The sequence below is a fragment of the Streptomyces sp. NPDC041205 genome, from assembly GCF_055591765.1.
Genome location: NZ_JBVIZH010000001.1, coordinates 1,304,113 through 1,322,283 on the forward strand (window position 1 = coordinate 1,304,113; position 18,171 = coordinate 1,322,283).

General features: G+C 71.9%; 16 protein-coding genes and 1 tRNA gene. 11 read left to right on the top strand and 6 right to left on the bottom strand.

All coding sequences use genetic code 11. The features are described 5' to 3' along the window. Window positions 1-38: 38 nt before the first annotated feature. From ACZ6BG_RS05660 to ACZ6BG_RS05675, 4 genes are all read left to right on the top strand, one after another. A complete protein-coding gene (locus ACZ6BG_RS05660) occupies window positions 39-1,394 on the top strand; it encodes an AAA domain-containing protein (RefSeq protein ID WP_468997226.1) in 1,356 nt (451 codons plus the stop codon). 632 nt (window positions 1,395-2,026) lie between these two features. Beyond that, window positions 2,027-2,443 carry a hypothetical protein gene (locus ACZ6BG_RS05665; RefSeq protein WP_468997229.1) on the top strand — a complete coding sequence of 139 codons (417 nt, stop codon included), beginning with the start codon at window positions 2,027-2,029 and terminating at the stop codon, window positions 2,441-2,443. Between the two features lie 116 nt (window positions 2,444-2,559). Next, the gene (locus tag ACZ6BG_RS05670; protein ID WP_468997232.1) at window positions 2,560-3,180 is read left to right on the top strand and encodes a bifunctional DNA primase/polymerase; all 621 of its coding nucleotides are present in this window, start codon (window positions 2,560-2,562) and stop codon (window positions 3,178-3,180) included. Then, window positions 3,171-3,244, top strand: a tRNA-Lys gene (locus ACZ6BG_RS05675). The genes ACZ6BG_RS05670 and ACZ6BG_RS05675 overlap by 10 nt, the downstream gene beginning before the upstream one ends. A gap of 195 nt (window positions 3,245-3,439) precedes the next feature. On the opposite strand, the gene ACZ6BG_RS05680 is transcribed toward ACZ6BG_RS05675, so the two are convergent. Then, window positions 3,440-4,666, bottom strand: coding sequence for a M6 family metalloprotease domain-containing protein (locus ACZ6BG_RS05680; RefSeq protein ID WP_468997963.1), 1,227 nt, complete (start codon window positions 4,664-4,666; stop codon window positions 3,440-3,442). A 394-nt stretch (window positions 4,667-5,060) separates the two neighbouring features. On the opposite strand from ACZ6BG_RS05680, the gene ACZ6BG_RS05685 reads away from it, so the two are divergent. Further along, window positions 5,061-6,920 (top strand): putative bifunctional diguanylate cyclase/phosphodiesterase, encoded by a 1,860-nt coding sequence (locus tag ACZ6BG_RS05685; protein ID WP_468997234.1) that lies wholly within the window; start codon window positions 5,061-5,063, stop codon window positions 6,918-6,920. Between the two features lie 33 nt (window positions 6,921-6,953). Here ACZ6BG_RS05685 and ACZ6BG_RS05690 read toward each other — a convergent pair whose 3' ends face one another. The 4 genes from ACZ6BG_RS05690 to ACZ6BG_RS05705 form a co-directional block, all read right to left on the bottom strand. Further along, window positions 6,954-7,862, bottom strand: a complete 909-nt coding sequence (locus ACZ6BG_RS05690; protein WP_468997237.1) for a LysR family transcriptional regulator — start codon at window positions 7,860-7,862, stop codon at window positions 6,954-6,956. 146 nt (window positions 7,863-8,008) lie between these two features. Beyond that, on the bottom strand, window positions 8,009-9,085 hold the full coding sequence (locus ACZ6BG_RS05695) for an LLM class flavin-dependent oxidoreductase (protein WP_468997966.1): 1,077 nt from the start codon (window positions 9,083-9,085) through the stop codon (window positions 8,009-8,011). 553 nt (window positions 9,086-9,638) lie between these two features. Beyond that, window positions 9,639-10,379, bottom strand: a complete 741-nt coding sequence (locus ACZ6BG_RS05700) for a maleate cis-trans isomerase family protein (protein ID WP_468997240.1) — start codon at window positions 10,377-10,379, stop codon at window positions 9,639-9,641. Next, complete coding sequence (locus tag ACZ6BG_RS05705) at window positions 10,376-11,296, bottom strand: maleate cis-trans isomerase family protein (protein WP_468997243.1); 921 nt, start codon at window positions 11,294-11,296, stop codon at window positions 10,376-10,378. The genes ACZ6BG_RS05700 and ACZ6BG_RS05705 overlap by 4 nt, the downstream gene beginning before the upstream one ends. Before the next feature lie 502 nt (window positions 11,297-11,798). Here ACZ6BG_RS05705 and ACZ6BG_RS05710 point away from each other — a divergent pair. Together ACZ6BG_RS05710 and ACZ6BG_RS05715 are read left to right on the top strand one after the other, a co-directional pair. Next, window positions 11,799-12,731 carry a D-2-hydroxyacid dehydrogenase gene (locus ACZ6BG_RS05710; RefSeq protein ID WP_468997970.1) on the top strand — a complete coding sequence of 311 codons (933 nt, stop codon included), beginning with the start codon at window positions 11,799-11,801 and terminating at the stop codon, window positions 12,729-12,731. 88 nt (window positions 12,732-12,819) lie between these two features. After that, window positions 12,820-14,229, top strand: coding sequence for an amidase (locus tag ACZ6BG_RS05715; protein ID WP_468997245.1), 1,410 nt, complete (start codon window positions 12,820-12,822; stop codon window positions 14,227-14,229). A 115-nt stretch (window positions 14,230-14,344) separates the two neighbouring features. Here ACZ6BG_RS05715 and ACZ6BG_RS05720 read toward each other — a convergent pair whose 3' ends face one another. Continuing rightward, the gene (locus tag ACZ6BG_RS05720) at window positions 14,345-14,833 is read right to left on the bottom strand and encodes a DUF3830 family protein (RefSeq protein ID WP_468997247.1); all 489 of its coding nucleotides are present in this window, start codon (window positions 14,831-14,833) and stop codon (window positions 14,345-14,347) included. Between the two features lie 109 nt (window positions 14,834-14,942). On the opposite strand from ACZ6BG_RS05720, the gene ehuB reads away from it, so the two are divergent. Genes ehuB through ehuA form a run of 4 tightly spaced genes read left to right on the top strand, consistent with a single transcriptional unit; the run spans window position 14,943 to window position 18,052 of the window. Continuing rightward, the gene (gene ehuB, locus ACZ6BG_RS05725) at window positions 14,943-15,842 is read left to right on the top strand and encodes an ectoine/hydroxyectoine ABC transporter substrate-binding protein EhuB (RefSeq protein ID WP_468449877.1); all 900 of its coding nucleotides are present in this window, start codon (window positions 14,943-14,945) and stop codon (window positions 15,840-15,842) included. Continuing rightward, a complete protein-coding gene (gene ehuC / locus ACZ6BG_RS05730; protein ID WP_468997253.1) occupies window positions 15,839-16,585 on the top strand; it encodes an ectoine/hydroxyectoine ABC transporter permease subunit EhuC in 747 nt (248 codons plus the stop codon). Before ehuB ends, ehuC begins: the two co-directional genes overlap by 4 nt. Then, window positions 16,582-17,247, top strand: a complete 666-nt coding sequence (ehuD, locus tag ACZ6BG_RS05735) for an ectoine/hydroxyectoine ABC transporter permease subunit EhuD (RefSeq protein WP_468449879.1) — start codon at window positions 16,582-16,584, stop codon at window positions 17,245-17,247. The genes ehuC and ehuD overlap by 4 nt, the downstream gene beginning before the upstream one ends. After that, window positions 17,237-18,052: an ectoine/hydroxyectoine ABC transporter ATP-binding protein EhuA gene (gene ehuA, locus ACZ6BG_RS05740; protein WP_468449880.1), complete on the top strand. Its 816-nt coding sequence runs from the start codon at window positions 17,237-17,239 to the stop codon at window positions 18,050-18,052. The genes ehuD and ehuA overlap by 11 nt, the downstream gene beginning before the upstream one ends. Window positions 18,053-18,171 lie beyond the last annotated feature (119 nt).

The window sequence follows — 18,171 nt, forward strand, 5'->3', positions numbered from 1 at the left end:
GTGGCCCCCGCCGCCCCCGCCACCCCGGAGGACACCCTGTGAGCCCGGCACCCCTCGACGCGAGCCCCGCGCCGTTCGACCCCGGGGCGGAAGCCGCCCGGGCGACCGACGCGATCCTGCGCGACACGCTGGACGGCGCGCACCGGGGTGTCGTCGTCGACTCACCGCCCGGCGCCGGGAAGTCCACCCTCGTGGTCCGCGCCGCCCTCGAACTGGCCGCGGCGGGGCGCCCCCTGATGGTCGTCGCCCAGACCAACGCCCAGGTCGACGACCTCGTCCTGCGCCTCGCCGAGAAGAACCCCGAACTGCCCGTCGGACGGCTGCACAGCAGCGACCCCGACCCGTACGACAAGGCGCTCGACGCACTCGCGAACGTACGCAAGTCCGCGAAGGTCGGCGACCTCGCCGGGCTCGACGTCGTCGTGTCCACCGCCGCGAAGTGGGGGCACGTCAAGGACGTCGAGCCCTGGCGGCACGCCATCGTCGACGAGGCGTACCAAATGCGGTCGGACGCCCTGCTCGCCGTCGCCGGGCTCTTCGAGCGGGCCCTGTTCGTGGGCGACCCGGGGCAGTTGGACCCCTTCGCCATCGCCGAGGCCGAGCAGTGGGCGGGGCTCGCGTACGATCCCTCGGCCAGCGCGGTGACCACGCTCCTCGCCCACAATCCCGGGCTGCCGCAGCATCGGCTGCCCGTTTCGTGGCGGCTGCCCGCGTCGGCCGCGCCGCTGGTCTCCGACGCGTTCTACCCCTACACGCCCTTCCGCAGCGGCACAGGGCACGCCGACCGGTCCCTCAACTTCGGCGTCCCGTCCGACGGTTCGGGCCCCGACCGGGTCATCGACGAGGCGGCCCTCTCCGGGTGGGGCCTGCTCGAACTGCCCGCCCGGCACACTCCGCGTACGGACCCCGAGGCGGTCCGGGCCGTCGCCCTCGTGGTGCGGCGGCTGCTCGACCGGGGCGGGGCCGCGACGTCCGAGCGGGCCCCCGAGCCCGTCCCCCTCACGGCCGACCGGATCGCCGTCGGGACGGCGCACCGGGATCAGGCCGCGGCCGTACGCGGGGCGCTCGCCGCTCTCGGGGTGGTGGACGTGACCGTCGACACGGCCAACCGTCTCCAGGGGCGGGAGTTCGACGTGACCGTCGTGCTCCACCCCCTGTCCGGGCGGCCGGACGCCACGGCCTTCCACCTGGAGACGGGACGGCTGTGCGTGCTCACGTCCCGGCACCGGCACGCGTGCATCGTCGTGTGCCGAGCGGGAGTCGACACGCTCCTGGACGACCACCCCTCCACGGAGCCCGTCCAACTGGGCGTCACGGTCAAGTTCCCCGACGGCTGGGAAGCCAACCACGCAATCCTCTCGCGCCTCGCGGAACACCAAGTCCCCTGGCGGTAGCCGACCCGGGGTAACCCCTCCCCCCACATCCCGCGCACCGTCGGCCTGGGACCGCGCCCCTCCTCCCCCCACACACATCACAGGCACCGTCGGCCGGGGCTGTGCCCACCCTCCCCCAAGCTCTCGGCTCCGCTCGGGCAGGCGCCCCCATCGCCCCTGGCGGCCCAACTGCCCACAGGGTGGGGCGGACAGTGGCCGCCGCCCCCACCGGACCGAAGACCGAACGCCCGGCCCCACCGAACCGAAGGCCGAACGCCCGGCCCCACCGAACCGAAGACCGAACGCCCGGCCCCACCGAACCGAAGACCGAACGCCCGGCCCCACCGGACCGATGGCCGAACGGGGAACCCCCACCGGACCGATGGCCGAACGGGGAACCCCCACCGGACCGATCCCCGCCAACGAACCGGAGGGGACGTGCCGGTATGTCCGCGCGCAGCTCGGCTGACCGCGATGGGCGTACAGGAACTGTCGTCGACGAGGCACACGCGAGCACGGACATACCGGCGCGGCCCCGCCCACGGACCGGAGCGAGGGCGAAGGACCGCAACCCCCACACGCGGCGAGCGGACCTCTTGCGCGGGGAGGGACAATGGATGCGGCCACGCGGCGTACGACGAGAGGAAAACGATATGGCGGAGCCCTCGCGGCCCCGGTCCAGCCAGCGCATGCGCCCCGCACCGCTCCTCTTCGAGCCCGCGGAAGCCACCGCCGACCCCGAGCACTTCTTCGACCTGGAGTCCATCGACGACCCGCGCGAACTCCTCGCCAGGTCCACCGAGTTGACCCTCGCCTTCCGCGCCGCGACCGACCGCTCCGTCGAGTTCCAGGCCCTGGCCGCCGCCCAGCTGGCCGACCCGCGCCGCTTCGACCGCCTCACCCCGGCCGACATCGCGGAACGCGCCGAGTGGACCGAGGACTACGCGAAGAAGATGATCGAGTTCGGCCGCGAACTCCTGCGCGGCGACCCCGAGGCGTCGGGCTCGAGTCCGAGCCCCACAGAGACAGCGGACCCGACGGATTCGACGACGGAACCCGGGACCCACTGAGCCACAAGATCTGCTGGCATATGCCGGTGGGGCAAGGTACCCCACACGCCCGGCCACTGTCCCGGTTTCCGGCAACTCTGTGAGAGCACCCACTCACACCCGGTAGATCTATCGACATGAGCAGCTCCCCCCTCACCCTCACCCCCCACACACCCGGCACCCCCGCCAACGCCTGCGACGTCACCCCCGCAGGCGCAGCCTGGCTCACCTCAGCCGAAACGTATCCCCACAGGGCCCTGGCCGACTGGCGCGCCCGCCCCACCACCCCGGCCGTCCTGTCCTGCGGCACGGTCTTCGACGTGGTCAGCGTGCCGGGCGTCTTCGGACGGCGGATGGTCGACCGGTTATGGCACGAGGGCCCCGGCTCGGGCCCCGTGGCCACGTACCGCGGCCGCATGCTGCTCTTCACGGCCCCGGGCACGGCCCGCCGCCTCCCCTCGCTCCTGGAGTGGGAGGAATGGGGCCCCGCCGTCCCCGCCCTGCTCTGCCACGGCGCGGGCGACGCGGTCACCGTGCCCCCGCTCACCGCGAGCCGCGGCACGGGCCCCGACGACCGGCTCGGCTCGCGCTGGCTGGTCGCCCCCGACACCCGCCAGCCCTGGCTCCCCGGGCCCGACGTAGTGCTCTGGGCCTGCGTCCGCGCGGCCCGCGCCGCAGCCGGATCCGCGGTGCGTATATCGATTTTTCCTCGCGGCGATCAGGATGCTAAGGTCTACGACGTCAGCAGGCGCCGCTAGCTCAGTTGGTTAGAGCAGCTGACTCTTAATCAGCGGGTCCGGGGTTCGAGTCCCTGGCGGCGCACGACACCGATACCGACGTATGTCCACAAAAAGCGTGGACATACGTCGGTATCGTCGTTTTTGCGCGGCTTCGCCGCGCGTTGTGGGGGCTTCGCCACCCACACCCCCCTTCGGGTCGACCTGGGGGGCCGGAGCGTTTGGGTGCCGCCTCCCGGCTGGCCGGTCGGGGGCCGGAACATTTGGGTGCCCTGCCGGGTCACGTGGGGGTGATCTTGACGGTCCAGGCGCCGGAGGGGGTTCTGGACTCGACCTCGATGCGGATCCGCTCCCCGGGCACCGTGAAGGCCTCCCCCACTCGTACCGGCGCGTCCGCCAGCGGCGGGTAGACCGACTCCGTGTCGCACGCCTCCGAGTCGGGATGGGCGTCGATGACCTCGACGGGGCCCCGGCCGGACGCCGTCTCGTTGCGGACGTGATAGGCGAGGACACCCTCGCTGCACGTACCCCGGTCGTTGCCCACGGCGCCCCGCGCCTCGATGGCGACGGCGCTGCCCCGGCCCGTGCGGACCACGGCGAGCTTGGTGGCGCCCACGCCGCCCGGAACGGGTGGGGCGGCCAGCGGGTCGAGGGTCAGCCGCCGCGGGCCGCCGTCCACACAGACCACCTGGCGCGGCCCCAGCCAGCCGAGCTTCCACTTGTGCCAGCCGAACAGCTCGGGAGCCAGGCCGAACTGGCTGCCCATGACGTCCCAGTCGCCGACGTGGGTGTCCCAGTCGCCCTTGCCGTCGGTGGGACGGTGATAGAGGTCGGGCAGGTCGAAGACGTGGCCGGTCTCGTGGGCGAGGACGTTGCGGTCCGGCGGATGGCGCTCGAAGACGGTGACGATGCGACGGATGCCGGTGCCGTCGGCCCGCATCGGACGGTCGAAGTTCACGACCTTCGTGGCGTCCGAGTTCACGCCGGGCGCGTCCGGATCGGCGACGAAGTACACGATGTCGTACGCGGAGAAGTCCACGCGCGGATCGGCCGCGGCGACCGCGTCCCGGAGGTAGGACGCGCGGTGCCGCGGGTCCCAGTCCCGCTCTATGGCGTACATCGTGGAATCTTTCGGCATTTCCACCCATTCGTGTTGCGGGTGGGCGCGCAGCCGGAACCTTCCGTAGGAGGCTTGGTCGAAGAAGTCGCTGGTGGCCGGGAAGTAGTCGGCCGCGAGTTCCCGCGGGGTCGTCAGCGGCGGGGAGTCCGGGAAAGAGAGGAAGACCATGACGGCGTCGAGGGCGCGGGAGGGGCGCGGATAGGCGCCGTTCCAGGTGTCGAGGCCTTCCGAGTGGTGCGCGGGCGTGCGCCGCAGGGCGCACGGGCCCGCCTCGCCGTGGGCGATCGCCGGTCCCGCGACCAGCGAGGTGGCGGCGAGAGCGGTCAGGCAGGTGAAGAGGATGCCCGCGGTGCGCAGCCGCGGCCGCTCCCCTCCACGGGTGAGCATCCAAGGGGGGAGCTGACGCTCCACGTCGACCTCCGGGTGCGGAATGCGAGACACCTCACCCACCCTGTGATGTTTTATCGCGCTTCGCCCTGTTTGTCTGACCCGGTCGAGTGAGGATCGACCAGGATGCGACACTCCGACCGCTCACCGGCTGTCACAAGCGGTCGAGCGGCAAAGAAGCCTGTACAGGGCCGAGCAGAAACGATCTGCCGGTCACCTTGGGGACCCTCGCGGGGCGTGGTACGGCTGGAACGGGCCGTCGGCCTGCCTCTATGATCGGCACACTTTCCCGGCCCCGTCGGCCGCCCCCCAAACGGCCGACCGCCTCCCCAGACCCGCCAGGATTCGGGGCCCATCGACCTGCTCGACATCAATTGCACTGCGGGAGCAAGCGGTGAACGGAACCTCACAAGGGCCGACCGCCACAGCGGTCGCAGACCCCGGCCGCGCCCGGCCTGCCGTCACAGAGCGTCACCAATCGGGCCCGACCGGGCCCCTCGCCCAGTACGCCGCCGACTACCGCGCCGCCTTCGCCGCGGCCCCCCTGGCCCTCGCCGTCGTGGACCGCGAGGGCCTGGTCGTCAGCGCCAACGACGCGCTGGCCGAACTGCTCGGCGCCGATGCCGCCGACCTCACCGGCCGGGTCGCCGCCGACCTGGTGGACCTCGCGTCCGACGCCCGCACCTGGCACGCGTACCGCGAGGTGCTCCGCGGCCGGCAGGCCAAGCTCCGGTGCACCCGCCGCCTCAAACACCCCGACGGGCACTCGCTGTGGACGCAGATCACCGCGTCGCCGCTGCCCGGCGGGGCCGAGCGGCGCGGCGCGGGCAGCGTCCTGCTCGCCGCCGCCGACATCAGCGCGCGCCGCGATCTGCAGGCCCGGCTGCGGCATCTGCAGATGCACGACCCAGTGACCCGGCTGCCCAACCGCGCGCTGTTCTTCGAACGCCTGGCCACGGCACTGGAGGCGGGGTCGTACGACGACACGAGCACCGGCCGGATCGGTCTGTGCTATCTGGACCTCGACGGGTTCAAGGCGGTCAACGACACGCTCGGCCATCGCGTCGGCGACCGGCTGCTCGCCGCCGTCGCCGAGCGGCTCACCGCCCTCGCCGACCGCGCCGGATACGGCAGGGCGTCGGCGCCACTGGTCGCCCGGCTCGGCGGCGACGAGTTCGCGCTGCTCGTGGAGGACTCCACCGGCACCGACCAGCTCACCGAACTCGCCGAGACGGTCCTCAGGGCCCTCCAGGAACCCTTCGACCTGTCCGGGCAGCGGCTCTCCGTGTCGGCCTCCATCGGCGTCGTCGAGCGCCGCGCCGCGGGCACCACGACCACCGGCCTGATGCAGGCCGCCGACACCACGCTGTACTGGGCGAAGGCCGACGGCAAGGCCCGCTGGACGCTGTTCGACCCCGAGCGCAACGCCCACCGCATGACCCGCCAGGCGCTCGCCAGTTCGCTGCGCCCCGCCGTCGAGCGCGACGAATTCGTCCTGGACTACCAGCCGTTGGTGTGTCTGGAGGGCGGCGACGCGCGCGGTGTCGAGGCACTCGTACGATGGAATCATCCGCAGTTCGGACTGCTCACGCCGAATCGGTTCATCGGACTTGCTGAAGAAGACGGCTCGATCGTGCAGCTCGGCCGCTGGGTGCTGCGGACCGCGTGTCGCCAGGCCCGGCGGTGGCAGCTCGAACACCCGGACAGGGAGCCGCTGTTCGTGAGCGTCAACGTCGCCGTGCGCCAGGTGTGGGACTCCGACCTGGTGGCGGACGTGGCGGAGATCCTGGCGGAGACCGGCCTCGCGCCGGGCCTGCTGCAACTGGAGCTGACCGAGTCCGCCGTCATGGGCTCCGCGGGCCGTCCGCTGCAGGCCCTGCAGGCGCTCAGCGACATGGGCGTCCGCATCGCCATCGACGACTTCGGCACCGGCTACTCCAACCTCGCCTACCTCAGCCGCCTCCCGGTGTCCGTCCTGAAGCTGGACGGCTCCTTCGTACGCGGATTCCAGTACGACGAGGGCGAGTACGGCGCGGCGTCCGCGCACATCAACCCCGCCGACGAGGTGATCGTCGAGGCGCTCGTGCAGCTCGCCCACCGCCTCGGGCTCACCGTCACCGCCGAGTGCGTGGAGACCTCCGGGCAGGCGGAGCGGCTGCGGAGGATCGGGTGCGACACCGGGCAGGGATGGCTGTACTCACGGCCGGTGGGGGCGGATCGTATCTCCGCACTTCTGGGGTCGCGGGGCACGTGACATGTGATCTCGCGGGGCGCGTGCCGCCCCCGGTCACTCCACGGGTTCCGGCTCGTCGCGCGCGGTGACGCATGCCTGTACGAAGTCCCGTACCTCCTGCGGAACTTGGGCGCCCCGGTTGCAGGCCACGCCGACCTGGTCCGGGCCGATGCCGCGCACCACTCGGTAGACCACGTCGGGGCGGCGGCAGGCGCGGGCCGTGGCCGCCGAGGCGAGGGACACGCCCTCGCCGTCCGCTATGGCGGTCAGCCACTCCTCGAAGGTGCGGGTGACGGCGCCGATCTTCGCCGGGCGGCCTTCGCGTGCGTCCGTCGCCAGCCAGTGGTCGCGCCACCAGCCGGACTCCGGCGGGGCCGCGACGAAGGGCTCGTCGAGGAGTTCGGCGAAGTCGACCTCCTCGCACGCGGCCAGTCGGTGCGCGGCGGGCAGCGCGACGTGGCGCGGCTCGGTCAGCAACACCTCGACGTCCAGGGCCTCCTGGCCGGGAAACGGCAGCCGCAGCAGCGCCGCGTCGACGGTGCCCGCGGCCAGGCCCGCCGTCGGGTCGTCCGCCGCGGCCTGCGTCAGACGCACCCGCCAGCCGGGTCTGCGGCGCGCGAACTCGGCGACGCCGCGGCGCGCGAGCCCGTCCGCCCCGTCGGTCACGAAGCCCACCCGCAGGACCCGGTCCGCGCGCGCCGCCGCGCCCCGCGTGGAGCACAGCGCCGCGTCCCAGGCGTCCAGCACCGCGGGCGCGGCGGCGGCGAGTGCCACGCCCGCGTCCGTCAGGGCCATCCCGGCGCGCGACCGCGTGAACAACTCAATTCCCAACTGTGTCTCCAGGCGCCTGAGTTGCCGGGTCAGCGTGGACGCCGACAGGAAGAGGCGGTCGGCGGCACGCGTGAGGTCGCCCTCCTGGGCGACGGCGGTGAAGCTGCGCAGCAGGCGGGTGTCCATGTCCATGGCGACAGATTAGGGAAGCGGGTGGGGCGCGGAGGCCCGGGGGGTGGCGAGCCGGACGCGCCAAGGGTCGTACGGGTGAGGGGAGTTCGGGTGCCGCCCCCACCCCCGTCGGGGCGGCACCCTCTCTCGCGGTGTGCGGGTCGCGGTCAGGCGGGGTTCGGCAGTCCGTAGGCGTCCGCGATGAGTTCGTAGCTGCGCAGGCGTACGTCGCCGCTGTGCGCGTTGGCCGTGAGCATCAGCTCGTCGGCGCCGGTGCGCTTGGCGAGGTCGTCGAGGCCCGTGCGGACCTGGTCGGCGGTGCCGTGGACGACGTTGGAGTTCCAGCTCGTGATGAAGTCCCGCTCCATGTCCGTGAACCGGTGCGCCTCGGCCTCCTCCGGCGTCGGCACGAGGCCGGGGCGGCCGGTGCGCAGGCGGACCATGTTCAGGGCGGCCGCCATCACCTGGCGGCGGGCCTCCTTCTCGTCGTCCGTCGCGAGCGCCGAGACGCCGATGAGGGCGTACGGGGCGTCGAGGACGGCGGACGGGCGGAACGACTCGCGGTACAGGTCGAGGGCCGGGATCGTGTTCTGCGCGGAGAAGTGGTGCGCGAAGGCGAAGGGCAGGCCGAGCATGCCCGCGAGGCGGGCGCTGAAGCCGGACGAGCCGAGCAGCCAGATGGGCGGGCGGTGCGGGGACTGCACGCCGCCGGGGGAGGTGGACTGGACGGGGCCCGGGACCGCGTGGATGCGGGCGTAGGGGTGGCCGTCGGGGAAGTCGTCGTCCAGGAAGCGGGTCAGCTCCGCGAGCTGCTGGGGGAAGTCGTCGGCGCCCTCGTTCAGCTGGTCCGTGCGGCGCAGGGCGGCGGCGGTCGCGCCGTCCGTGCCCGGGGCCCGGCCGAGGCCCAGGTCCACTCGACCCGGGGCCAGGGCCTCCAGCGTGCCGAACTGCTCCGCGATGACCAGGGGGGCGTGGTTCGGCAGCATGACGCCGCCTGAGCCCAGGCGGATGCGGGTCGTGTGGGCTGCCAGGTGGGCGAGGATCACCGCCGGGGAGGAGGAGGCCACTCCCGGCATCGAGTGGTGCTCGGCCACCCAGTGGCGGTGGTAGCCGCGGGACTCGGCCAGCTTGGCCAGGGCCACGCTGGTGTGCAGGGCGTCGGTCGCCGTGCGGCCCGCGCCCACGGTCACCAGGTCCAGTACGGACAGTGGGGTGGGGGCGTCGCCGTGCCTCGGGGCTCGGATCCCCTCGTCGGCGGTGGCGGCGGGGTGGGCCGCGCCTTCGCCTGCGGGGGTGCCGTCGCCGCTCTGCTCCACTGTCACCGGGGCCTCCTGGTCTCGCCTGCGTCTTTGCGGTACGCAGGGTCGAACAGGAGGGTGTCTCCGTTTATTCCCGCGTGGGACGCCCCAGCCCCACCCCTTCCCGAAACCGGGGCTCCGCCCCTGGACCCCGGGGGTGGGTGTCCCGTGCGGGTGGGACGGGCCCCCGCCGAATCGGCGCTCCGCGCCTCGTCCTCAAACGCCGGACGGGCTGAAACCTACCGGCACATCTCCTAGCCCCACCCGGCATGTGAGCCGGACGGGCTGAAACCTACCGGCACATCTCCTAGCCCCACCCGGCATGTGAGCCGGACGGGCTGAAACCTACCGGCACATCTTCTAGCCCCATCCGGCATGTGAGCCGGACGGGCTGATACGTACCGGCACATCTTCTAGCCCCTCCGGCGTTTGAGGAGCGGGGTCTGGGGCGGAGCCCCAGGATCGGGAAGGGGCGGGGTTGGGGAGCCCCCCGGCAGGGCTATGGGTTGCGGATCTGGACGATGGGTTCCTTGGTGAAGAGGGCGCCCAGGTGGGGGGCGTTCACCCGGCGGGAGGCCAGGCGGAGGGCTTCCCAGAGGGTTACTTGGTTGGCGGTGAGGACTGGCTTGCCGAGGGCTGATTCGAGGGGCTGGATGTGGGCGGCCGTGTGGAGGGCGGTGTCGGGGAGGAGGACGGCGGCCGCGTCGGGGTGGTCGCCCGCGCGGGCGAGGGCGAGGACCTCGTCCCAGCCCCAGGTGCCGACCTCCGCGGCGGTGATGATGCCACTGCCCCGCATGCCGACGACCTCGACGCCCGCCGCCTTGAGGAAGGCGGAGAAGTGGAGGGCCACGTCCTCGGGATAGGTGGCGGCGATGGCGACGCGCTCGGCACCCAGCTCACGTACCGCGTGGGCGAAGGCGAAGGAGGTGGAGGAGGCGGGCAGCCCGGCGGCACGGGCCAGCGCGCGGACCTGGTCGTGCGCCCCGTCCCAGCCGAAGACGAAGCTTCCGCTGGTACAGGCCCACACCACCGCCTCCGCACCGCTCAGCCGCAGTTCCTCGACCCCGGCGGCGAGCCGCGCCGCGGAGCCCATCTCCAGGAGCGCGTCCACACGGTGCGCGTCCTCGCCGATGTCCGTGTGCACGACGTGCAGGCGGATGTCGGAGTCGAGGAGTTGTTCCATGCGGGGGTAGTCGTCCTCGGCCGAGTGTCCGGGATAGAGGAATCCGAGTGCGGTCAAGTCCAGCCTCCTTCGGCGGTCGGTCCTGCGGGCCCGGTGGGTTCCGCGGGACCAGACGGTCCCCCGGGCGGGTCGGGCAGGCTGTCCGAGGGTGCCGCGGCCGGCGGCACCGCGGGTGACACCGGTGGCTCGGCCAGCTCTTCGAGGGCACCGAAGTCCGCGGTGCCCGGCCGCGCGCCCGCGTTGATCAGCGCTTGGTAGGGCCCCACGGCTCGCGTACCCAGCTTGCGCAGGGACGACCACATCGTGACCTGGTTCGCCGAGATCACCGGCATCCGCAGCTCCGCCTCCAGCTGCGGGATGACGTCGTACGTGGGCAGGTTCGTGCAGCTGATGAACAGCGCGTCGACGGGGCCGGACGCCGCCTGCCGCGCCATGTCGGCCACATCGCGGTAGGGCACCTTCCAGATGTGCCGGGTGAGGCCCAGATAGGCGCGGCCGACGACCGAGACGCCCGCCTCGGCCAGATACTCCTCCAGGGACTGGGTCACCGACCAGGTGTAGGGCGTGACCAGGGCGATCCGCCGCGCGCCCAGCTCGTCGAGCGCTTCGAGCAGGGCGCCGGACGTGGTCACGGAGGCGACCGAGCCCTCGCGTGACATGGCCTCGCACATCGCGCGCTCGCCCGCGATGCCGCCGACGAAACTGCCCGAGGTGCAGGCGTAGGCGAGGACTTCCGGTTCGGCGGCGGTGAGCGCGCGCACCGCCTCGGCCAGGGTCTCGTGCTCGCTGACCAGGCGGGCCAGGTCGAGGCTGACTTCGACGGGCACGTACGGCGTGCGCGTCAGATGCAGGGAGACCTCGTCCGGGACCCAGCGCCACAGCTCCCGGTCGAGGGCGAAGTCGAAGGGTGCGACGACACCGACACCGCGCTGAGGGTGTGGTCCGCCGAGGGTGGAAAAGGAAGTGACGTCCATGAGCAGGCCCTAAGTTCGTGCGTGCAGGGACAGGGCCGGCCGGGGGCCGGAAGTGGAGCTTGGCGGCGCGCGACGCGCCGGGACGTCGGGACGGGGGTGCGTGTGCGGCGAGCACACCGTGCGCGAGGGAGGGAGCACTCAGCGTGCCCGTCCCTGTGGTGCCTGAGCTGAACTGCCTCTGTTGACGAAGGTAGGTTGGGGTGCCAGCGTGGTCAATCCGCACATCTCAGACGGCTGAGAACGTCGGCCGCCGGGACGTCGCGGTGTCGTCCTGACGCTCTCCCAGGGAAGCGGGCTCTCGTTGCGAAACGGTTTCTCTGCCATGTCCGAAAGCGGTGGCTCCGGGAGCGCCGCACGTGCCGGAAGCGGGGGCTCCGAGGGCGGGGCTTCCGGAAGCACGGTGCCCGGTGAGGGCGTGCCCCGGAGCACCGAGGCGCGGGCCGCAGCGCCTGCCGAGACCCCCGCGCCCCCCGCCGTCCCCGCCGTCCCCACCGTTCTCGTACTGGACGCCCCCTCCCCCGCGCCCCCGCCCCGCCTCGGCTCCCTCACCGGGCGCGCCCGGGTGCTGCACACCGACGAGGACACCCTCGCGGAGCGACTGCCGGGCGCCGATGTGCTCCTGGTGTGGGACTTCCTCTCGCACGCGGTGCGGCGCGCCTGGCCCGGGGAGGGGCCGCGGCCCGCGTGGGTGCACACCGCGAGCGCGGGCGTCGACCATCTGATGTGCCCCGAACTCGCCGCGTCCGACGCGGTGGTGACCAACGCGCGGGGCGTCTTCGACGAGCCGATCGCCGAGTACGTGGCCGCACTCGTGCTCGCCATGGCCAAGGATCTGCCGCGCACCCTCGACCTCCAACGGGAGCGGACCTGGCTGCACCGCGAGAGCCGGCGGATCGCGGGCACGCGCGCGTGCGTGGTGGGCTCCGGGCCGATCGGCCGCGCCATCGCCCGCACCCTGAAGGCGCTCGGCATCACCCCCGCGCTGGTCGGGCGGGCCCCGCGCACCGGCGTGCACGGCCCGGACGACCTCAACCGGCTGCTCGCGCGCGCCGACTGGGTGGTGTGCGCAGCGCCCCTGACGGACGACACCCGCGGCATGTTCGACGTGCGCCGCTTCGGCGTCATGCAGCCGTCGGCGCACTTCATCAACGTCGGCCGGGGCCAGCTCGTCGTGGAGGAGGACCTCGCCGCCGCGCTGTCGAAGCGGTGGATCGCGGGTGCCGCGCTCGACGTCTTCGAGCGGGAGCCGCTGCCCGCGGACAGCCCGCTGTGGACCGCTCCGGGCCTGATCGTCTCGCCGCACATGAGCGGCGACACGGTCGGCTGGCGGGACGAACTCGGCGCGCAGTTCGTGACGTTGTACGGCCAGTGGGAGGCGGGCCGGCCGCTGGCGAACGTGGTCGACAAGAAACGTGGGTATGTCCCTGGGCACTGATCGTTCGGCGCCCGCGCACGGGCACCGAACGGCCAGCGCCCGGCCGTCGTCGGCGCCCGCCCCGCCCCCGCCTCCCTGAGGAGCACGCATGACCGAGCTCACGGACCTCACCGCCGTACAACTCGTCGATGGCTACCGCAAGGGCGAATTCAGCCCCGTGGATGTCACCCGTGCGGTGCTGCGCAGGGCCGAGGAGATCCAGCCGGTCGTCAACGCGTTCGTACGTCTGGACCCCGAAGGGGCGCTCGCGGGGGCCGAGGAGAGCGCGGAGCGCTGGCGGCGCGGTGAGCCCGCCGGGCTCGTCGACGGGGTGCCGGTGACGGTGAAGGACATCCTGTTGCAGCGCGGCGCGCCCACCTTCCGCGGCTCCAAGTCCGTTTCGGAGAAGGGCCGTTGGGACGAGGACGCGCCCTCGGTGGCGCGGCTGCGCGAGCACGGCGCCGTGTTCGTCGGCAAGACGACGACGCCGGAGTTCGGCTGGAAGGGCGTGACGGACAGCCCCCGGCACGGCGTCACGCGCAATCCGTACGATCCCTCGCGCACCGCCGGCGGCTCCAGCGGCGGCAGCGCGGCCGCCGTGGCGCTCGGCGCGGGGCCGCTGTCGCTCGGCACGGACGGCGGCGGGTCGGTGCGGATTCCGGCCGCGTTCTGCGGGATCTTCGGGTTCAAGCCCACGTACGGCAGGGTGCCGCTGTATCCGGCGTCGGCGTTCGGGACGCTCGCGCACGTCGGGCCGATGACGCGGGACGCGGCGGACGCGGCGCTGCTCCTTGACGTGATCTCCGCGCCGGACGCGCGGGACTGGTCGCACCTCGGACCGGTGGCGGGGAGCTTCCGGGACGGGCTCGACGGCGGGGTGCGGGGGCTTCGGGTCGCCTACTCGCCCTCGCTCGGCGGGCAGGTCGCGGTGCGGCCCGCCGTCGCCGCGGCCGTGCGGGACGCGGTGGGGGCGCTGGCCTCGCTCGGCGCGTACGTCGAGGAGGCCGATCCCGACTTCACCGATCCCGTCGAGGCCTTCCACACGCTGTGGTTCGGCGGGGCCGCTCGGGTCGTGCAGCAGTTGCCGCCCGGGCGGCGGGAGTTGCTCGACCCGGGGCTGCGGGAGATCTGTGCGCAGGGGGCTCGGTTCAGTGCGCTCGACTATCTGGCCGCCGTTGACGTGCGGATGGCTCTGGGGCGGCGGATGGGGCTCTTCCACGAGACGTACGACCTGTTGGTGACGCCCGCGTTGCCGGTCACCGCGTTCGAGGCGGGGGTCGAGGTGCCGGGGAGGTCCGGGCTTCGGCGGTGGACGGGGTGGACTCCGTTCACGTATCCGTTCAATCTGACGCAGCAGCCTGCCGCGACGGTGCCCTGTGGGGTGGATGGGGACGGGTTGCCGGTGGGGGTGCAGATCGTGGCCGCTCGGCATGCGGACGCGTTGGTGTTGCGGGTGGCGCAGGCGTTGTACGCGGGGGGCGCCGCGCGTGGCGTTCCCCGGCCCCGCCCCTTCCCGTAACCAGGGGGCCGCCGCCCCCTGGACCCCCGCTGGGTGGGTGTCCCGTGCGGGTGGGACGTTCCTCCGCCGGTCGGCCCTCGGCCTCGTCCTCAAACGCCGGACGGGCCGACTGCTCTCACGCTCGCCTGAAGTTCAGCGTCTCCCCCAGTGCCCCCGACCTCCACAAGTCGTTGCACGCCTCCGCCATCTCCTCCAGGCCCTCGACGATCTGGCCCCAGACGATGCCGGGGACCCAGCCCACATCGCCGTTGATCAGGAGGTTGTTGCGTTCGTAGAAGAGGGCCAGGTCGACGATGGTGCCCTGTTGGGCTGTTTCGTAGCCGTGGGACTTCGTGCCCAGTTCCGTGCCGGAGAAGGTGAAATAGCACAGGTCGCCGGGGATGGGGGTGATGGTCGGGTTCTCCAGTGGGGGTTCCTCGGGGGCGAACGCCGGGAACAGGGCGTAGATCTCGTTCCGGGCATACTTCGCGTGGAACACCTCTCCGCCCAGGGGGAGCGCGTCCCAGACCGCCGCGCAGGTCACCGGGGCCCGGTCGTCGAGGAGCTTCGCCGTGGCCTGAACTCCCCGCTTGGCGAGGGAGACTTCGATGTATCGGTCTGCCATGCGCCCCATGGTCCCCTCCGGGACGAGGCTCACGTCAAGTGCGCAACGATCGGATCAGGGGCCGAAATTCAACGGCATATCTCGTGTCGACTCGGGTAGCCGCGCGGCCATGGCTCCACCATCGAGGAACCCAAACAAGACAGAGCGCGCACCCGGCGTGCGCCGGAGATCCGTGCTCGCCTCCGCCGCCGTCCTGGGTGCGGGCGCGCTCGGCGCGACGGCGTGCAGCCGGGTGCCGACGGGCGACACGCTGGCCCGTCTGAAGTCGCAGGGCACGGTGCGGCTCGGCATCGCGGGCGAGGCCCCGTACGGCTACATCGACGACAAGGGCGACTTCACCGGTGAGGCGGTGGAGCTTGCGAAGATCATCTTCAAGCGGCTCGGCGTGGACGACGTGCAGCCCGTCGCCACCGACTTCAGCTCGCTGATCCCCGGGCTCAAGACCCAGCAGTTCGATGTCGTGTCGGCCGGCATGTACATCAACAAAGAGCGCTGCCAGCAGGTGATCTTCTCCGATCCCGAGTACCAGATGCTGGACGCCTTCATCGTGCGCAAGGGCAACCCGAAGGGGCTGCACACGTACGCCGACGTCGTGAAGAAGAAGGCCAAGTTCGGGACCGGGACGGGCTACGCCGAGATCGCGTACGCCGTCGACGCCGGGTACAAGGAGAGCGACATCGTGATCCTCCAGGACCCGGTGGCGGGACTCAACGCCGTCGAGGCCGGACGGATCGACGTGTTCGGCGGCACCGCGCTGACCGCGCGCGGCGTGGTGAAGAAGAGCCGCAAGGCCGAGGCCACGGAGGCGTTCGCGCCCCTCGTCGACGGCAAGAAGCACGTCGACGGCGGCGGCTTCACCTTCCGCCCCAACGACACCGAGCTCCGCGACGCCTTCAACGTGGAGATCCACAAGATGAAGAAGAGCGGCGAGCTCTTCCGGGTGCTGAAACGGTTCGGTTTCACCAAGGACGAGATGACCACCCTGACCGCAGAGGAGCTGTGCAAATGACAGCGGGACTGTGGGAACACTGGGTACTTCCGGGCATCTGGATCACCGTTCAGCTCACGCTCTACAGCGCGGCGCTCGCCACCGTCGTGGCCTTCGCCGTCGGCATCGCGCGCACGCACCATCTGCGCGTGGTGCGCTTCTTCGCCGGGTTCTACACCGAGATCTTCCGCGGCACCTCGGCGCTGGTGCTGATGTTCTGGATCTTCTTCGTCCTGCCGCAGCTCGCGGGCTGGGCGCTCGTCCCGATGTGGGCGGCCGTGCTCGCGCTGGGTCTGTCGTACGGGGCCTACGGCGCCGAGGTCGTCCGCGGCGCCCTGAACGCGGTGGCGCCCGCACAGCGCGAGGCGGGGGTCGCGCTGAGCTTCACGCCGTGGCAGCGGATGCGGCTCATCCTGCTGCCGCAGGCCGTGCCGGAGATGATCCCGCCGTTCTCCAACCTGCTGATCGAGCTGCTCAAGGGCACCGCCCTGGTGTCGCTGCTCGGCATCGGTGACGTGTCCTTCGCCGCCTATCTGGTGCGGCTCGCCACCACCGAGAGCGCGGAGATCTACTCGATCACGCTCGTCATCTACTTCGTGCTCGCGTTCCTGCTGACCCGTGGGATGCGGATCCTGGAGCGCCGGGCCAAGGCCGGGATCGGACAGCGGCCCGAGCCGGGCGTCGGCATCATGCGCAGGCTGAGCCTGCGCCAGTCGACGAACGAGCTGACCCACGCGGTGAAGCAGAACGGGGGTGCCTCATGAACGACGGTACGGACAAGTGGGACTGGGGCGCCGTCTCCGACTTCATGCCGCACTTCTGGGACGGGCTGCTCGTCACTCTCCAGGTGCTCGCGCTCGGCTCGCTGATCTCGTTCGGGCTCGGCCTCGTCTGGGCGCTCGCGTTCCGGGCGCCGACGCGGTTCGTCCGCTGGCCGGTCGGGATCGTCACCGAGTTCATCCGCAACACGCCGCTGCTCGTGCAGCTCTTCTTCCTGTACTTCGTGCTGCCGGAGTGGGACATCCAGTACTCGGCGATGACCACCGGCACAATCGCGATCGGCCTGCACTACTCGACGTACACCGCGCAGGTGTACCGCGCGGGCATCGAGGCCGTGCCCGTCGGCCAGTGGGAGGCGGCCAAGGCGCTCAGCCTGTCGTACACGCGCACCTGGACCGCGGTGATCCTGCCGCAGGCGATCCGGCGCGTGATCCCGGCGCTCGGCAACTACGTGATCGCGATGCTCAAGGACACCCCGCTGCTCGCCAGCATCGGCGTGCTGGAGCTGCTGCAGCGCTCGCGTCTCGAAGCCGCGCAGACCTTCCAGTACACCGAGGCCCTGACCGTCGTCGGTGTCGCCTTCATCCTCATCGCCTACCCGTCCTCCCTCCTCCTGCGAGCCCTGGAGCGCCGTCTTGTCCGCTGACACGAATCTCACCAAGGACCAGCCGAACCCGGCGGTGGACGGCAGCGAGCTGATCCGCTTCGACAAGGTCGTCAAGCGCTTCGGGTCCAACACGGTCCTGGACGAGCTGGACTTCTCCGTCGCCTCCGGCAAGCACGTCACCCTGATCGGCCCCTCCGGATCGGGCAAGACGACGATCCTGCGCCTGCTGATGACCCTGCTCAAGCCGGACGAGGGCACGATCAAGGTCGGTGGGGAGTATCTGACGCACGAGGAGAAGAACGGCAAGCTCGTCCCGGCGGGCGAGAAGCACGTGCGCGAGGTCCGCAAGAACATCGGCATGGTCTTCCAGCAGTTCAACCTCTTCCCGAACATGAAGGTGCTGCGCAACATCACCGAGGCGCCCGTCACCGTGCTCGGCCTGTCCAAGGACGAGGCGGAGCAGCGGGCCCGGGACCTGCTCGACCTGGTCGGCCTCGGCGACCGCTGCGACGCCTACCCGACGCAGCTCTCCGGCGGCCAGCAGCAGCGCGTCGCGATCGCCCGCGCCCTCGCGATGCGGCCGCAGGTGCTCCTCCTGGACGAGGTGACGTCCGCGCTCGACCCGGAGCTGGTCGCGGGCGTCCTGGACGTCCTGCGGGACATCGCGCACACCACCGACATCACGATGCTGTGCGTGACCCACGAGATGAACTTCGCCCGGGACATCTCCGACCAGGTGCTGATGTTCGACGCGGGCCGGGTGATCGAGTCCGGGCCGCCGGAGAAGATCTTCACCGAGCCCGAGCACGAGCGGACGCGGGGATTCCTCTCGGCGGTCCTCTGAGCACGGGCGTCGCGCCGGGCGGTGCCGTGAGCACGGCGCGCAACGCGTGAGGCCAAAACGCCCGGCGTATTCATCTGGCATATGCCAGAGTGGCGCGTTCCTGCTCAGCGAGTCGGAAA

What these genes read in the sequence shown, in the direction of transcription:
- ACZ6BG_RS05665 (WP_468997229.1), top strand. Translation starts at nt 2,027, where the DNA reads ATGGCGGAGCCCTCGCGGCCCCGGTCCAGCCAGCGCATGCGCCCCGCA.
- ACZ6BG_RS05670 (WP_468997232.1), top strand. Translation starts at nt 2,560, where the DNA reads ATGAGCAGCTCCCCCCTCACCCTCACCCCCCACACACCCGGCACCCCC.
- ACZ6BG_RS05680 (WP_468997963.1), bottom strand. Translation starts at nt 4,666, where the DNA reads ATGCTCACCCGTGGAGGGGAGCGGCCGCGGCTGCGCACCGCGGGCATC.
- ACZ6BG_RS05690 (WP_468997237.1), bottom strand. Translation starts at nt 7,862, where the DNA reads ATGGACATGGACACCCGCCTGCTGCGCAGCTTCACCGCCGTCGCCCAG.
- ACZ6BG_RS05705 (WP_468997243.1), bottom strand. Translation starts at nt 11,296, where the DNA reads ATGGACGTCACTTCCTTTTCCACCCTCGGCGGACCACACCCTCAGCGC.
- ACZ6BG_RS05715 (WP_468997245.1), top strand. Translation starts at nt 12,820, where the DNA reads ATGACCGAGCTCACGGACCTCACCGCCGTACAACTCGTCGATGGCTAC.
- ACZ6BG_RS05720 (WP_468997247.1), bottom strand. Translation starts at nt 14,833, where the DNA reads ATGGCAGACCGATACATCGAAGTCTCCCTCGCCAAGCGGGGAGTTCAG.
- ehuB (WP_468449877.1), top strand. Translation starts at nt 14,943, where the DNA reads ATGGCTCCACCATCGAGGAACCCAAACAAGACAGAGCGCGCACCCGGC.
- ehuC (WP_468997253.1), top strand. Translation starts at nt 15,839, where the DNA reads ATGACAGCGGGACTGTGGGAACACTGGGTACTTCCGGGCATCTGGATC.
- ehuD (WP_468449879.1), top strand. Translation starts at nt 16,582, where the DNA reads ATGAACGACGGTACGGACAAGTGGGACTGGGGCGCCGTCTCCGACTTC.